Genomic DNA, 15,979 nt, shown 5'->3' with positions numbered 1-15,979 from the left:
TTTTCGGGCGCTTACTGCTTTGAAAACCGGCCGAACGTGCCGCCGGAGAAGCAAAGAGGATCGCCATCCCGGTGAGCGGCGCGTAGCACCTCACCGATGATGATGGTGTGATCACCGCCATCATGTGCAACCGCGCGGCGGCATTCGAACCGCGCCAGCGTGCCCGGGATGACGGGGACGCCCTCGGCGTTCAGTTCCCACGCCAGATCCTCAAAGGCACGACCGTTCTTGACGAAGCGGATGGACAGTGCGTCCTGATCCGCGCTCAGCACGTGGATGGCGAAATGCGTCGCATCGTTAAAGGCGCTATGACGCGACGAGCTTTTGGCCGGGGACCACAGCACCAGCGGCGGATCGAGGGAGACGGACGCAAAACTGTTCACCGTCATGCCAATCGGGCCATCCGGGGTCGTGGCAGTCACGACCGTCACGCCCGTGGTGAATGCGCCAAGCGCATTGCGAAAACTGCGGCTGTTTTCGCCACCCGGGACGAAAACATGTTCATTCGGCATGTTGACTGCTTCTGCCATTGTCATCACGGCACCTCGCGTCCGGTTGCAAGAGTATAGAGTTCAAACCAGGTCTGACGATCCAGCGTGACACGCATGGCGTCAGACGCGGCAGCAATGCGCGTCAGATTGTTCGTTCCAAGGACCGGCACGATCTTCGCCGGATGGCGTAAAAGCCACGCGATAGCGACGGCGGTTGCATCGACGCCCTGTTCCTTCGCTATGTGCTGCAGCGCGGCCATGGTCGCACCATGCGCACCGGAAAACAGCGAGCCACCACCGAGTGGCGACCATGCCATCGGCGAAACGCGTTTTTCCTGCAGGAAAGCCAGATCACCGTTGGTGAAGCAATCGGTCGCAATAAGGCTCATTTCGATCTGGTTCGTGACGAGCCTGTTTTCCATGAAGGACTGCAGCAGGGAAAAATCCCACGGGCGGAAATTGGAAACGCCGACGGCCTTCACCTTGCCGGATGCCACCAATGCATCGAGCGCCTTGCCGGTTTCTTCCGGATCGATCAGCGGGTCGGGACGGTGGATCAGAAGCAGATCGACGTGATCCGTTCCCATGTCACGGAGCGATGCCTCGACCGAGGCGTTGATGTGACCGGCGGTCGTATCGTAATGCTTGACGCGAGCGGCGGAGTGCCGTCCCGCCGGAGCGACGATACCGCATTTGGTCACGATCTCGATCTTGTCGCGTAGGGAGGGCGCTGCCTTCAGCCCGCGACCGAGAATGGCTTCCGCCGTGTATCCACCGTAGATGTCGGCCTGATCCATCGTTGTGATGCCTTGCGCGAGGCAGGCTTCGATCTTGGCCTGCACAAGGGCCGGCGAGGTATCCGTGTCATCACCGATACGCCACATGCCGTAAACGATGCGGCTGAGTTCCAGTGTTTCAGAAAGAGCAATGCGTTCCATCAGTGACGTTTCCCGTTGCCGAGCGGCGTGGCCGGCGTTTCATTGGGCACCCTGCCGTAAGCATGCGGCAGAGAGCAGGTTTTCATTTGTGGGAGAACCTTGGTGCCGAAGTGTTCGGCCTCGTCAAGATGCGGGTACCCGGACAGGATGAAGGCACGAATGCCCATTTTCTGATATTCCTCGAGGGTCGAAAGCACCTGATCGGTGGAGCCGACGAGCGCGGCGCCGCAGCCGGAACGGGCGCGGCCGATGCCGGTCCAGAGATTGGGCTCGACATAACCGAACTTGTCGGCCAGTTCGCGGGCACGCGCCTGATGCGAAACGCCAAGCGAGCCGCTGTCATGGGCACGGTTGCGAATGAGCTGCCCGTATTCGTCATCCAGCTTCGAGACGAGATGATCTGCGTATTCGCGGGCTTCCTTTTCCGTGTCGCGCACGATCATGTGGACACGCAGGCCATAATCCAGCGTACGGCCATGGGCTTCGGCGTGGGCATGGGCGGCACGCATGCGGTCCGCCAGCTGATCCTTTGTTTCCGGCCACATCAGGTAGACGTCGCATTGCGCACCGCAAAGCTCCAACGCGTCCGGCGAGTAACCGCCGAAGTAAAGAAGCGGGCCGCCATTCTGCTGGTAGGGTCTGGCAGGCTCTGTAGAGACGCCACGGAACTGGTAGATTTCACCGTCATGATCGATGGTGTCGCGTGTCCATGCCTGACGAAGGATTTGCACAACCTCATGGCTACGCTTGTAGCGATAGGCGCTGTCGGCCACCTCGCCGGGAAAATCCGAGCTGATGACATTGAGCGTCAGACGTCCCTTCAACATGTGATCGAGGGTCGCTACCGTACGCGCCAGCATGATCGGCTGCATCTCTCCGCAACGGATAGCGGCAAGAAAATTGATGCGATCGCTGATTGGCGCACAGCCCGCCACGAAACTCAGCGTGTCCTGCCCCACCTGATAGGATGACGGGCAAAGAATGTTGCGAAAACCGAGCTCCTCCGCTTTTTTCACAATGTCCGAACAATGATCCCAGCTCGAACGCAGACTACCATCCGGCACACCGAGATAAGCATAGTCATCGGAGCATAGCGCCGAAAACCAGGAAACCTCGGCAGCATCGAGATCAGCGGATGTTACGGGTACGACGGTCATTCATTTCCTCCTCAATGCCGCTCTCGTTTTTCTTGCATAACATCAAGAAATATGTAAATCAATGATGTATCAATTTTTGTTTCCGGGGAGCGAGACCAGCATGAAGAACACAGGTGGAAGCCTGCCGATGTATCTGCAGATTGCAGAAATGCTGGTACGAGAGGTCGCCGCGGGCCGGTTGATCGATGGGGAAAAGCTGGCGCCTGAGCGGGATATGGCGGCAGAACTGGGTATCGCCGTGGGCACCTTGCGTAAATCACTCGGCGAACTGCAGGAGCGCGGCCTGCTGGAACGCATCCAGGGTTCCGGCAATTACATCCGCGCCGTCAGCGACCCCCAAAGCGTGTACGCTTTCTTTCGCCTTGAACTGATCAATGGCGGCGGCCTGCCGACGGCTGAAATACTGGACGTACAGAGACTCCCGAAGCCCGCCGATCTTCCTGCGTTCGGGTTTTCGAATGAAGGCCACCGCATCCGACGCCTGCGAAGGATCTCGGGGAAACCGGCGGCAATCGAGGAAATCTGGCTGGACGGCTCCTACGTCGACGCGATCACCCTCGATAATCTGTCGGAGTCCCTCTACCTCTATTACCGGACACGACTGAACCTCTGGATATCGAAGGCGGAAGACCGGATAGACATTGGCGAGACGCCGGAGTGGACGCCTGACATCTTCGGGCAAAGCGCCGGATCGCTCACCCCACGCGTGCTGCGCCTCAGCCAAGCACAGGATGGAACGGTCGCGGAAGTTTCATGGACGTGGTTCGACCATACCATAGCACGCTATGTCTCCCGGATGCGCTGAATTCATCAGAGCAAAGCAATACAGAAATTTGACAGCCCTCAAGGGAACTGTCGCCCGCAATGCGCCGTAATTTCGGGATATGTTTCTATAATTCAACATGTTGCAGGTTTTTGATTTCTGTCAGAAATAAAATTGATACACTATTGATTTCCTTTTAACGAACGGTAATATCACTGGCCAAGGGAGATTTGCGTCTCGTGCACCTCATGACAGCCAGCCCGGCGACGGGTTTGAGCACGACAGGATGCGACGCGTAGTTATTAGAGGCTTGAGCTGACCGCAACGTCGTCGGGACGTCAGGCACTCACGCCATGAGGAGGAAAATATGGCTTCGGTCAGCCTGCGAAAGCTGGACAAAAGTTACGGCGCCCTGCGCATCGTAAAAGGCATAGACCTTGAAATTGCCGATGGCGAATTTGTCGTATTCGTCGGCCCCTCAGGCTGTGGGAAATCCACGACCCTGCGTATGGTCGCAGGCCTGGAAGGCATTACCGGCGGCGAAGTTCTGATCGGTGATCGCATCGTCAACAAGCTGCCGCCGCGTGAGCGCGATATCGCCATGGTGTTTCAGGACTATGCGCTTTACCCGCACAAGACGGTCCGCGAGAACATGGGCTTCAGCCTGAAGGTTCGCGGCGTCAACGCCTCACAGGCCAACAAAAGCATCGACGAAGCGGCAAAGATGCTCGGCATCGAGCACCTCCTTGACCGCCGACCGGGTCAGCTCTCCGGCGGCCAGCGCCAGCGCGTCGCCATGGGTCGTGCGATTGTCAGGCGTCCGCAGGTATTTCTGTTCGACGAGCCGCTTTCCAATCTGGATGCCAAGCTTCGTGGTCAGGTTCGCACGGAAATCAAACGGCTGCATCAGCAGCTGGGAACGACCATCATTTACGTGACGCACGATCAGGTCGAAGCCATGACGCTTGCAGACCGCATCGTCATCCTGCGCGGTGGCGATATCGAACAGGTCGGCACGCCGGATGAAGTCTACAACAGCCCGCAGAGCGTTTTCGTCGGCGGCTTCGTCGGCGCTCCTGCCATGAATTTCGCCAGGGCAAAGGTGATGGGAGACAGGCTTTCCTTGAGCGACGGCAATACCCTGCCGCTCTCTGCCGTTCGAAAGACGCGAGAAACCGCGCTCGATGGCCAGGAGGTCATCGTCGGCGTGCGTCCCGAACATTTCGGCCCGGCAGAATCGTTCGCAAGCCAGCTGTCCGTCAAGGTGCAGGTGGTGGAACCTCTGGGTTCCGACACGCTCGTGCACTTCAGCCTCGGCGATGCTGCATTGACGGCAAGAATGCCACCACAGGCACGACCCGTACCGGGCGAAACCATGAATATCGGCGTCGATCCGTCCAAGGTGCATCTCTTCGATGCACAGACGGAACGGTCCATCCACTGATACACAGGCGCCTTTACAGGGTGCCGTGAGAATTTCAAAACGGGAGGAAACCATGAAATTCAAGACTTTGACGGGAGCGGCAATGTGCGCCGGCCTGTTTGCATTCACCGGGCAGGCGCTGGCGACTGATACGACGCTCAAGATCTTCGTCTCCAGCCAACACCAGCCGGACGTATGGCGCAAGGCAATCGACCAGTACGAGGCAAAAACGCCGGGCGTGAAGGTCACGATCGAAACGGGCGGCAACACTTCCGAAGCTCAGGCGCAATACCTGAACACGGTCATGTCCGCGAAGGATACCAGTCTCGACGTATTGATGCTGGACGTCATTCGTCCCGCACAGTTCGCAGCCGCGGGCTGGACCAGCGACTTCTCCGGCAAGGAAATGTCCTCCTATCTGCCGACCTACGCCGAAGCCAACACCGTAGATGGCAAGGTCGTCGCGCTTCCCGCATTTGCGGATGCCATGTTCCTGTATTACCGCAAGGATCTGCTCGAAAAATACGGAATCCAGCCACCGACCACCTGGGACGAGCTGAAGGAAGCCAGCAAGAAGGTCATGGAAGGCGAAAAGAACCCTGACCTCCAGGGCCTTTCCTTCCAGGGCAAGGCGATCGAAGGCGCGGTCTGCACCTTCCTTCTTCCCTACTGGAGCGAAGGCAAGTCGCTGGTTGAAAACGGAAAGCTGAACTTCGACAGCAAGGCCGCAACGGACTCGCTCAAGCTGTGGAAGAGCTTCGTGGATGAGGGCATTGCCAAGAAGAATATCTCCGAAGTTGCAACCGACGACACCCGCAAGGAATTCCAGGCTGGCAAGGCATTGTTCGCCGTAAACTGGTCCTACGCATGGAACCACTTCCAGGGCAAGGAATCCTCCGTCTCCGGCAATGTCGGCGTTGCCCGTCTTCCGGCGGTCAAGGGCGGTGAACAGGCGACCTGCCTCGGCGGCTGGGAATTCGGCGTTTCGGCTTACTCCGAACATCAGGACGAAGCCAAGAAGCTGGTTGAATACCTTTCCAGCCAAGATGTCTCCAAGTTCATGGCGATCAACGCAGCACTTCTGCCGACCTATGCCGCACTCTACAAGGATGCGGACGTCACGAAGACCATTCCATGGTTCGCCGATGCGCTGCCTGTTGTGGAAACGGCAAAGGCCCGGCCGGTAACGCCGCGCTATAACGAGGTCAGCGAAACGATCCGCACGACCGTGAACGGCGTTCTGGCGGGTGTGATGACACCCGAAGACGGCGCCAAGCAGATGGAAAGCCGCCTGCGGCGCGTTCTACGCTGATAGGCACCCCGGCCGGAAAGCGTTGCGATTTTGAAGCAGCGTTTTCCGGCCCGTTTTCTCAAGCAGACAATTGCCCGCCAGGTGCGGTAAAACGGACCAGGCTCGATGCCGGCCCGATCGGGAGACGACTGACGTGAATCCAGTTGCAGGAGTGGCAAACGTGACGATGCCGGAAAGAACCATGGTCAGGATTGACGAGAAAAAGCCGCCCCGGTGGGTGCGCCTGCTCGATCTCGGCGACGGCCCGCTGGCCGTCATGCTGCTGGCGCCGGCGGCAATTCTTCTGACACTCATCATTGTCTATCCAGTCGCGCGCCTTGTCTATACGAGCTTCTTCAGCCTCTCGCTGACATCAGGCCTGCCAGCCGAATTCATCGGCTTCGAAAACTACACAGCGATGTTCGAAGACCCGATCTTCTGGGAAACGACCTGGAACACGGTGCTGATAACGTTGATTACCGTGCCGGGCGCGCTGGTCGTTGGCCTCGGGCTGGCGTTGCTTGCCAACCTGCCCTTCTCGATGCAATGGCCGATGCGGCTTTCCCTGCTCATTCCATGGGCTCTGCCGCTCTCCTTTGCTGGTCTGATCTTCGCGTGGTTCTTCCATTACGAATACGGCGTGGTCAACGATGTGCTGAACAGGCTGGGCTTCGAAGGCATCATCTGGTTCAACTCGCCGAACTGGGCCTTCGCAGCCATCTGCCTCACCATCATCTGGAAGACCTCTTCCTTCATGGCGCTGATGATCCTTGCCGGTCTGCAGACCATTCCACGCTCACTCTATGAAGCGGCGGATGTCGATGGCGCGGGCAAGATGCGTCAGTTCTTCGAAATCACCCTGCCGCTTCTGAAGCCATCGATCGTCGTGGCCCTCATATTCCGCACGATCACCGCGCTGCAAACCTTTGATATCCCTTACATGATGACTGGCGGCGGTCCGGGCACCTCGACCACGACGCTTGCCATGTACATCCATCAGAACACCGTTTCGTTCCTCGATCTCGGTTACGGTTCGGCACTCGCGGTCATGATGTTCGTGCTGTCCATGGGCGTGACCGCCATCTACCTGCGTATCATCCGGGCCAAGGAGTAGTTTTCATGAGCACCGTTGCCCCTTCCGGCCTTTCCTCCTTCTTTTCCGGGAAGCCGCTACGCTTCATCGCCGCTTCCATTCTTCTGGTAAACGGCCTGTTTCCGGCGATCTGGATCCTGTTCACCTCGCTCAAAACGGAAGCCGAACTGACGGCAAAGCCGATCACATGGCTTCCGCATGAGCCGACGCTCGCCAACTACATGCAGGCGTTCTCCGATCAGCCGCTGCACCTGTTTTTGTTCAACAGCTTCATGGTGGCGTTGCTTTCAACGGCGCTGACGATCCTGATTTCCGTGCTGGCGGCATACGCTCTGGCACGCCTGAACCTCAAATACCGGGCTCTGATCCTCTCGCTCATCATCGCTGTCTCCACCTTCCCGCTGGTGACGCTGCTGGTGCCGCTGTTCGAGATCATGCGGGCGCTGAACCTTCTCAACAGCTGGACGGCGCTGATCCTGCCCTACACCGTGCTGTCGCTGCCGGTCTGCACGCTGATGCTCGTCTCGTTCTTCGAGAGCATTCCGCGTGACCTCGAAAACGCCGCGATGATCGACGGGTGCACCCGCATCGGCGCATTGTTCAAGGTCGTCGTTCCGCTCTGCGCACCGGGCGTCTTCACGGCTGGCATTCTGGCCTTCGTCAACGCATGGGATGAATTCCTGCTGGCGCTGTCGTTCAACTCCAATCCGGCGCTGCGCACCCTGCCCGTCGGTATCCAACTCTATCAGGGCGAATTCGCCTTCCCATGGCCCGTCATTTCAGCGGCGCTGGTGGTCGGCATCGTGCCTGTCGCGATCCTGATCGTCATTTTCCAGGAACGCGTGGTTTCCGGCCTCACGGCAGGCGGTCTCAAAGGTTAAGTCATGCAATTCGAAAAGACTGGAGACGGCTTTGCGCTGTCTATCGACGGACGCGTTGTCCTTTCTCATTCGTCGGAAAATCCTGCCTTCTTTGCCGGTTGCGGCAAGGAGCGGATGGATATGTACCGCGGCAACTTCGATATCGACGACTATGTCATCGAGCGTTCCGCGCTGCGCCATGCCGAAGTAGACGCCCAAAGCGTATCGCTTGCCTCGGCTCCCGGGCAGCAACCACGCCTTCGTCTGACGCTGGACGGCAATGCCATCCGCTTCGCCGCGCTTGACGCGAGCATCAACCGTCTGTGGCTGCGGACCCTTGCCGAAAAGGATGAGCATGTCTGGGGCGGCGGCGAACAGATGTCCTATTTCGACATGCGCGGTCGTCGCTTTCCGCTGTGGACATCAGAGCCGGGGGTGGGACGCGACAAGACAACCGAAATCACCTTCAAGTCGGACGTCAGCGGCAAAGCGGGCGGCGACTATTACAACACCAATTATCCTCAGCCGACCTATCTTTCCTCGCGCAAATATGCGCTGCATATCGAAACCAGCGCCTATTCCGTTTTCGATTTCCGCCATGACGGTTTTCACGAGATCGAGGTCTGGGCGATCCCGGAAAAGCTGGAACTCTTCGCCGCCGATACCTTCGCGGAGATCGTCTCGGCGCTTTCCTTGCGCTTCGGCCGCCAGCCCGAACTGCCGGAATGGGTCTATAACGGCGCGATCATCGGCCTGAAGGACGGCGCCAATTCCTTCACGCGGCTGGAAAAGATCATGGCCGCAGGCACGAAGGTATCCGGCCTTTGGTGCGAGGACTGGGTCGGGCTTCGCCAGACCTCATTCGGTGCTCGGCTTTTCTGGGACTGGCAGGCCAATGAAACGCGTTATCCGCATCTGCGCCAGAAGATCGCCGAACTTACCGACCGGGGTGTTCGTTTCCTCGGTTACGTGAACCCTTACCTCTGCGTCGACGGCCCACTGTTCCCGGTCGCCGAAGAGGCGGGTTACTTCGCCACCGACGACGACGGCAAGACGGCGCTTGTCGATTTCGGCGAGTTCGATTGCGGCGTCGTCGACTTCACCAATCCGGATGCGGCCGCATGGTTTGCCGAAGAGATCATCGGCAAGAACATGCTCGATTTCGGCCTGTCCGGCTGGATGGCCGATTTCGGCGAATATCTGCCGATCGACATCCACCTTTCGAACGGCGTCGATGCCAAGCTCATGCACAATGCCTGGCCCACCCTCTGGGCGGAGGTCAACGCAAGGGCCGTCGAAAGCCGCGGTAAAACCGGCGAAACGCTGTTCTTCATGCGGGCGGGCTTCACTGGCGTTCAGGCCCACTGCCCGCTTCTATGGGGCGGCGACCAGTCCGTCGATTTCTCCCGTCACGATGGACTGGTGACCGTCATGTCCGGCGCGCTATCCTCCGGCCTTCTCGGCAATGCCTATCACCATTCCGATATCGGCGGCTATACCAGCCTGTTCGGCAATGTCAGGACGCCGGAACTCATCATGCGCTGGACGGAAATGGCGGCGTTCACACCCGTCATGCGCACGCACGAGGGCAATCGCCCGCGCGACAACATCCAGATCGATCAGGACGAGACGGTGCTTGCCCATTTCGCCCGCATGACCGCGATCTATGTCGCGCTTGCCCCTTATCTGAAATCGCTTTCCACCGAAGCGGCTCAAACCGGACTGCCGGTACAGCGCCCGCTGTTCCTGCATTTCGAGGCGGATCGGCAGACCTATACCATTCAGGACAGCTATCTCTATGGCGCGGACCTGCTCGTAGCGCCTGTCTGGAAAGCGGGTGAAACCGAACGCACGCTCTACCTGCCGGGCGACGCCGAATGGGTCCATCTGTGGAACGGAGCGCGGCACAATGGCGGTCGTGAGATCACCGTTGATGCGCCACTCGGCCAACCACCTGTGTTTTACCGGGCGGATAGCGCGTTCACCTCGCTTTTCGAGACCCTGCGATCCATTTGAATTGTTGACAGCCAGCTAAAAAAACGACAGTTTCCGACGCATTCCGAGGGGAGCACCGCACGGTGCTGAGATGGCGATGAGCCGGACCCTTGAACCTGATCCGGGTCATACCGGCGTAGGAACGGAAACTGTCGCCCTGCACGGGCAACCCTTTCTCTTCTCCGCTCTGCCTGGATCTCCGTGATTGTCATATCTGGAGATCGAACCATGATGCTGAAGTTGCCTTTGTCCGCCGCATGGCGAAGCGGTTTTCCCTGCGGTTAGGCCCATGCGAGCATCCCATGCGCTGAACGGCGTGCTGCTTCTGCTGGTCTTGTGGCAGATGGGCACATGGCTGTTTGCGCCGCCCCGCTATATCCTGCCGTCGCCCGTCGATGTATTTGCCGCGTTTTCGCGCCAACCCGGCTTCCTGTTCGGACAGGCTGCGATCACGCTCAGTGAAATGGCTGCGGGCCTTGCCGTCGGTATCGCATCCGGCATTGCCATCGCCTTCGCAACCGCCGCCATCCCCCGCTTCGGGCGTCTCGTCTGGCCGATGGTTCTTGTGCTGCAAGCTTTTCCGGTCTTCGTGCTGGCTCCCATTCTCGTGCTGTGGTTCGGCTTCGGCATGGCGTCCAAGGTGGCGATGACGGCGATCATCATCTTCTTTCCCGTCGCTTCCGCCTTCACCGATGGTTTGAACCGCACCGACCGAGACATTCTCGACGCCGCCTCGCTGACGCAGGCGAGCCACTGGCAGATCCTCACGATGCTGCGGGTGCCGCTGGCGTTGCCGTCGCTCATTTCCGGCCTGCGCGTCGCCGCACCGCTGGCGCCTCTGGGTGCTGTCATCGGCGAGTGGGTCGGCGCGTCTGCCGGCCTCGGTTTCGTGATGATCCAGTCCAACGCCCGCATGCAGACCGACACCATGTTCGCCGCGATGGTCGTTCTCGCGGTCATGGCGGTGCTGCTGCGTCTCGCGGTCGATCTGGCAACCGCCCGCCTCGCCCCGTGGGCCACCGAATCAAGACAATCCATTTCTCTCAAAGACTTCCGGAGGATTTCCAAACCATGAAACGAACGCTTATTTCCCTCGTTGTCGCGGCAACCAGCGCGCTGGCTCCAGTGCAGTCACAGGCCGCCGACAAGCTAACCGTGCTTCTCGAATGGTTTGTGAACCCCGATCACGCACCGATGGTCATCGCAAAAGAGCGCGGCCTGTTTGCCGATGCGGGACTTGAGGTGGAACTCGTGCCGCCCGCCGATGCTTCCGCCGTGCCGCGCCTCGTCTCGGCAAAACAGGCCGATATCGGCATTCATTACCAGCCGAACCTCTATCTCGACCACGATGCCGGGTTGCCGCTCGTGCGCTTCGGTACGCTTGTCGAAACACCGCTCAACACCATCACCGTTCTGGCCGACGGGCCGATCAAGAGCCTGAAAGACCTGAAGGGCAAGAAGGTCGGCTTTTCCGTCTCCGGCTTCGAGGATGCGATGCTGAAGCGCATGCTGGAGAACGACGGCCTGACGAAGGACGACGTGGAACTCATCAACGTCAATTTCTCGCTCTCGCCATCGCTGATCGCGGGCAAGGTGGACGCCACGCTTGGCGGATTCCGCAACTTCGAGCTGACGCAGATGAAGCTCGAAGGCCATGAAGGTCGCTCGTTCTTCCCGGAAGAACATGGCGTTCCGGCCTATGACGAGTTGATCTTCGTCACCCATCGCGACAATGCGAAGGACAGCCGCCTGCCGCGTTTCCTGAATGTCGTCGAGCAGGCGTCGATCTACATCACCAATCACCCGCAAGACGCCTGGCAGCTTTTCATCAAGGCCTATCCCAACCTTGACGATGCGCTGAACAGACAGGCGTTTTTCGATACGCTGCCACGTTTCGCCAAGCGCCCTGCCGCCCTCGATACCAAGCGTTATGCCCGCTTCGGCGCCTTCATGCAGGATATGCAACTGATCAAACAGGCACCTGCCGTCAGCGACATCGCCGTGGAGCTGGAATAACGATGACGTATGAATTCCCCACGGCTGCAAAGGCCGCTGATCTTCTTGAAAAGGTGCGTCAGGCGCGGCCGCGCGTGCATTGCCTGATGAACACGGTGGTCCAGAAATTCACCGCCGACGGCATCACCATCATAGGCGGCATTCCTTCGATGACCACCTCGCTGGAAGAAATCGAAAGCTTCGTGACCAAGGTGGATGCGCTGACGATCAATCTCGGCACGCTGGATGCGGAGCGCCGCAAGGTGATCCGCCTCGCCATCGAGATCGCCAATGCCACGGCAAAACCGTGGATCGTCGATCCGGTTCATTGCGACTATTCGCCGTCGCGGCTGGCCTTCGCCCGCGAACTGATCGAACTGAAGCCGACCATCGTGCGCGGCAATCGTGCCGAAATGGCCTTGATCGGCGATGTGCCGGGTGCCCTGCGTATCGAGACGGGGCCGGTGGATCGCCTGAAAAACGCGCACCATGCGGTGCGGATCGTCAACGGTCATCACTGGATGGCCAAGGTGACAGGAACGGGCTGCCTTTCCGGCGGCATCATTGCCGCATTCCTGGCGGTTGAAAAGGATGCATTGGCGGCGGCAACCGCCGCCCTTGCCGTGACCGGCGTTTCCGCCGAACTTGCCGCACAATACGCCAACGGCCCCGGAACCTTCGAACCGGCGTTTCTGGATGCCCTGTCCGCTATCTCCGGCAACGATATTCTGACCCATGCGAGGATAGAGCATGACGAGAGTTGATTACCGCCTCAACGCACTGGTGGATGCCAGCCTTTCCGATATCGCCCCCCTGCCCGAACTGGCGCTCGCTGCCGCCTTCAACGGAGCGACCATCCTGCAATATCGCGACAAGACGGCCTCGACGCGGGTAATGATCGAAAACGCCCGCGCCATCCGCGAAGCCGTTGCCGGGACGGGCGTGCCGCTCGTCATCAACGACCGGGTTGATGTGGCTCTGGCTTCCGGCGCCGATGGCGTGCACCTCGGCGCGGACGACATGGACGCGAAAACCGCAAGACGCATTCTGGGCGAAAAGGCCATCATCGGCCTCACCGTCAAGAACAAGGCCGATGCGGAGCGCGCAGCCTCCATGCCCGCCAACTATGCCTGCATCGGTGGTGTTTTCGAGACGATCTCCAAGGTCAACCCGGATGCCCCCGTCGGCATCAAGGGGCTGACGACGCTCAGGACTTATCTGCGTGAACAGCGGCCGGATATGCCGGTCGGCGCGATTGCGGGCATCGACCTTGCCCGCGTGCCGTCCGTCATCGCCGCAGGAGCCGACGGCGTTGCCGTCATTTCCGCGATCTTCCGAGCAGGTGATATCGCAAAGGCGACTGAAGATTTCCGCACTGCAGTCGACAAGGCACTGAAGGAGCGGCAGTCATGACAGCCATCGCATTGACCATCGCCGGCTCCGACAGCGGCGGCGGCGCGGGTATTCAGGCCGATATCAAGACGTTCTCGGCGCTTGGAGCCTATGCCGCAAGCGTCATCACCGCCATCACCGCCCAGAACACAAAAGGCGTGACGGCGGTCGAGGATGTTTCGGTCGGCGCCATCGTCGCGCAGATGGATGCCGTCTTCTCCGACCTCGCCATCAATGCCGTGAAGATCGGCATGGTATCGCGGATCGAAACCATCGAAGCGATTGCTGCGCGCCTGCGCCTGAAACCGCAGCCGGTGGTGCTCGATCCCGTCATGGTCGCGACGTCAGGCGACCGGTTGCTGCATGAGGATGCCATCGAAACGCTTCGGCGCGACCTCTTGCCGCTTGCCACCATCGTCACACCCAACCTGCCGGAAGCGGCCCTTCTGACCGATACGCCTGTTGCCGTTTCGCAGGATGAGGTTACCCGGCAGGCCGAAGCCATCCTGAAAGCCGGAGCGAAAGCCGTTCTCATCAAGGGCGGGCACGGCGACGGACCGGAAAGCACGGACTATCTGTTCGCGGACGGCCAGATGCACGCGCTTTCAGCGCCGCGGGTAGACACGAAAAACGACCACGGCACGGGCTGCACGCTGGCGGCAGCGATCACCGCGCATCTCGCGCAGGGCCGCGACCTAACCGAGGCCGTAAGTCTTGCGAAAGACTACCTGCATGGCGCGCTCGCCGCCGGACGCAATCTCGCGGTCGGACAGGGTCGCGGGCCGGTGCATCACTTTTATCGCTGGTGGGCATAAAAGCGTCGGCTACCTCGCCTTGGGCGTCGCCAGCACGTTGCGGATGGCGAAACTGGAGTGAATGCGGGAAACACCGGGCAGTTTCGAGAGGATATCCTTGTGTATCCGCTCGAAATCGCCCGCGCTTTCCGCCTCGCAGCGCAGGAAATAATCCGAGCCGCCGGTCATCAGGTAACATTCACGGATTTCCGGATAACGCCGCACCGCGTTTTCGAAGCGGTTAAGGAAATCCTCGGTCTGCCGGTCGAGCGTGATCTGCACGATGACGGAGATGACCTCACCGCCCGCCAGTCCGCTCGTCAGCGCCGTATAACCGCGAATGATGCCCTCCCGCTCCAGAATATCCACGCGGCGTAGACAGGCCGAAGGCGACAGGCCCACCTCTGCCGCAAGCTTGGCATTGCTGATACGGGCGTTCAGCCTGAGAAGGCGAATGATGTGGCGGTCCGTTGCGTCGAGAGACGACATCAAAAAATTCCAATTCTTCGAATAAAATTGCTTTCTATGAATTTGTATCGCATTTCCTTCTGATAATTGCCAAGAAATTCGACAATCGTTGCAATACCATCCTCTTATAAAAATGAGGGTGAACGACCATGGACATGCAGATCAGCCGCCAGCAGGCTGCCGGTGGAGCCAGTGGTTATCTAACAATCGATCTCGGCGCTCTGCGCGACAATTACCTGTCGCTTCGGGCGATGGCACCGACCGCGCTGACCGCAGCCGTGGTGAAGGCCGATGCCTACGGGCTTGGCGCCGATATGGTTTCGACCACCCTCTATGACGCAGGATGCCGGAACTTCTTCACCGCCCATATCGATGAGGCGCTGTCGCTGCGTCTGCGCATCCCCTCCGACGCAAGGATCTTCGTGCTGAACGGGCTTCAGCCCGGCAATGAAACGTCCTGCTCCTCCATGGCCGTCATCCCGGTTCTGAATTCGCTCGAACAGATCGAGCAATGGTCTGGGCATGCACAAAAACTGGGCACGACGCTGCCCGCGGCCGTGCAGGTCGATACGGGCATGAGCCGCCTTGGCCTTGCGCCGGAAGAACTCGCCATCCTCGCCGAAAAGCGGGAACTGCTGGACGGTATCGATGTGCAGTTCGTGATGAGCCATCTCGCCTGCGCCGACGAGCCGGAGCATCTCGCAAACGCCGCGCAGCTATCCGTGATGCGCAAGACGGCCGCCGTCTTCCCCGATGCGCCGGTCTGTTTTTCCAATTCCGGCGGCATCTTCCTAGGTGCGGATTATCATAATCAGCTCATGCGGCCGGGTATCGCCCTTTATGGCGGAGCACCCTCCACCGTGCGCCCCAACCCGATGAAATCGGTTGTCCGGCTTGATATCGCCGTCATCCAGACCCGCACGGTTCCGGCCGGTTCGATGGTCGGTTACGGCGGTTCGTTCAGCACGACGCAGGAAACGCGCCTCGCGACGATTGCCGCAGGTTATGCGGACGGTCTGCCCCGCTCGCTCAGCAGCCGCGGCGCCGCCTGGTTCAACGGCGTTCGCCTGCCCATCGTCGGGCGCGTTTCCATGGACAGTATTATCCTCGATATTTCAGCGTTGCCCGAGGGAACATTGACGAACGGCAGTCTCGTGCAGATGATCGGTCCCGATCAGACGCTCGAAGACATTGCCGAGGACGCAGGCACCATCGCCTACGAGATCCTGACCGGCCTCGGTCGCCGTTACCGCCGCACATATGTTCAGCCGGGCCAGAACGTGGCCTGCGCTTCAACGACAACAAAAGACAAGTGAGAC

16 protein-coding genes and 1 riboswitch are annotated in these 15,979 nt (G+C 59.7%); of the genes, 12 read left to right on the top strand and 4 right to left on the bottom strand.

The window, feature by feature from the left end:
• Window positions 1-11: 11 nt before the first annotated feature.
• From N7578_RS08815 to N7578_RS08805, 3 genes are read right to left on the bottom strand one after another with little or no spacing between them, the layout of a single operon-like run.
• A complete protein-coding gene (locus N7578_RS08815) occupies window positions 12-536 on the bottom strand; it encodes a flavin reductase family protein (protein ID WP_311109895.1) in 525 nt (174 codons plus the stop codon).
• Window positions 536-1,429 (bottom strand): aldo/keto reductase family oxidoreductase, encoded by an 894-nt coding sequence (locus tag N7578_RS08810; RefSeq protein WP_311109894.1) that lies wholly within the window; start codon window positions 1,427-1,429, stop codon window positions 536-538. Before N7578_RS08810 ends, N7578_RS08815 begins: the two co-directional genes overlap by 1 nt.
• Complete coding sequence (locus N7578_RS08805; protein ID WP_311109893.1) at window positions 1,429-2,586, bottom strand: LLM class flavin-dependent oxidoreductase; 1,158 nt, start codon at window positions 2,584-2,586, stop codon at window positions 1,429-1,431. The genes N7578_RS08810 and N7578_RS08805 overlap by 1 nt, the downstream gene beginning before the upstream one ends.
• A gap of 100 nt (window positions 2,587-2,686) precedes the next feature.
• Between N7578_RS08805 and N7578_RS08800 the strand changes: the two genes are divergently transcribed.
• From N7578_RS08800 to thiD, 11 genes are all read left to right on the top strand, one after another.
• Window positions 2,687-3,391, top strand: coding sequence for a GntR family transcriptional regulator (locus tag N7578_RS08800; protein ID WP_311109892.1), 705 nt, complete (start codon window positions 2,687-2,689; stop codon window positions 3,389-3,391).
• A 325-nt stretch (window positions 3,392-3,716) separates the two neighbouring features.
• Window positions 3,717-4,793 (top strand): sn-glycerol-3-phosphate ABC transporter ATP-binding protein UgpC, encoded by a 1,077-nt coding sequence (locus tag N7578_RS08795; RefSeq protein ID WP_311109891.1) that lies wholly within the window; start codon window positions 3,717-3,719, stop codon window positions 4,791-4,793.
• Window positions 4,794-4,845: 52 nt separating this feature from the next.
• The gene (locus N7578_RS08790; protein WP_311109890.1) at window positions 4,846-6,084 is read left to right on the top strand and encodes an ABC transporter substrate-binding protein; all 1,239 of its coding nucleotides are present in this window, start codon (window positions 4,846-4,848) and stop codon (window positions 6,082-6,084) included.
• Window positions 6,085-6,265: 181 nt separating this feature from the next.
• Window positions 6,266-7,177, top strand: a complete 912-nt coding sequence (locus tag N7578_RS08785) for a sugar ABC transporter permease (RefSeq protein WP_311109889.1) — start codon at window positions 6,266-6,268, stop codon at window positions 7,175-7,177.
• Window positions 7,178-7,182: 5 nt separating this feature from the next.
• Complete coding sequence (locus N7578_RS08780; RefSeq protein WP_311109888.1) at window positions 7,183-8,037, top strand: carbohydrate ABC transporter permease; 855 nt, start codon at window positions 7,183-7,185, stop codon at window positions 8,035-8,037.
• Window positions 8,038-8,040: 3 nt separating this feature from the next.
• Window positions 8,041-10,032, top strand: a complete 1,992-nt coding sequence (locus N7578_RS08775; protein ID WP_311109887.1) for an alpha-glucosidase — start codon at window positions 8,041-8,043, stop codon at window positions 10,030-10,032.
• Between the two features lie 36 nt (window positions 10,033-10,068).
• Window positions 10,069-10,171, top strand: a riboswitch (TPP riboswitch).
• A gap of 129 nt (window positions 10,172-10,300) precedes the next feature.
• Window positions 10,301-11,086, top strand: a complete 786-nt coding sequence (locus tag N7578_RS08770) for an ABC transporter permease (protein WP_311109886.1) — start codon at window positions 10,301-10,303, stop codon at window positions 11,084-11,086.
• On the top strand, window positions 11,083-12,027 hold the full coding sequence (locus N7578_RS08765) for an ABC transporter substrate-binding protein (protein WP_311109885.1): 945 nt from the start codon (window positions 11,083-11,085) through the stop codon (window positions 12,025-12,027). The genes N7578_RS08770 and N7578_RS08765 overlap by 4 nt, the downstream gene beginning before the upstream one ends.
• Window positions 12,028-12,029: 2 nt before the next feature.
• Window positions 12,030-12,770 (top strand): hydroxyethylthiazole kinase, encoded by a 741-nt coding sequence (locus N7578_RS08760; protein WP_311109884.1) that lies wholly within the window; start codon window positions 12,030-12,032, stop codon window positions 12,768-12,770.
• The gene (thiE, locus tag N7578_RS08755; RefSeq protein ID WP_311109883.1) at window positions 12,757-13,419 is read left to right on the top strand and encodes a thiamine phosphate synthase; all 663 of its coding nucleotides are present in this window, start codon (window positions 12,757-12,759) and stop codon (window positions 13,417-13,419) included. The genes N7578_RS08760 and thiE overlap by 14 nt, the downstream gene beginning before the upstream one ends.
• Window positions 13,416-14,213, top strand: coding sequence for a bifunctional hydroxymethylpyrimidine kinase/phosphomethylpyrimidine kinase (thiD, locus tag N7578_RS08750; RefSeq protein WP_311109882.1), 798 nt, complete (start codon window positions 13,416-13,418; stop codon window positions 14,211-14,213). The genes thiE and thiD overlap by 4 nt, the downstream gene beginning before the upstream one ends.
• A 9-nt stretch (window positions 14,214-14,222) precedes the next feature.
• Here the strand turns inward: thiD and N7578_RS08745 are convergent, their stop codons facing one another.
• Window positions 14,223-14,681 (bottom strand): Lrp/AsnC family transcriptional regulator, encoded by a 459-nt coding sequence (locus N7578_RS08745; protein WP_311109881.1) that lies wholly within the window; start codon window positions 14,679-14,681, stop codon window positions 14,223-14,225.
• A gap of 128 nt (window positions 14,682-14,809) precedes the next feature.
• On the opposite strand from N7578_RS08745, the gene alr reads away from it, so the two are divergent.
• Window positions 14,810-15,976: an alanine racemase gene (gene alr, locus N7578_RS08740; protein WP_311109880.1), complete on the top strand. Its 1,167-nt coding sequence runs from the start codon at window positions 14,810-14,812 to the stop codon at window positions 15,974-15,976.
• Window positions 15,977-15,979 lie beyond the last annotated feature (3 nt).

This window comes from Agrobacterium tumefaciens, from assembly GCF_031801495.1.
GTDB lineage: Bacteria > Pseudomonadota > Alphaproteobacteria > Rhizobiales > Rhizobiaceae > Agrobacterium > Agrobacterium tumefaciens_K.
The sequence above is the reverse complement of the archived record's forward strand: the minus strand, read 5'-3'. Positions and strand labels throughout refer to the sequence as shown.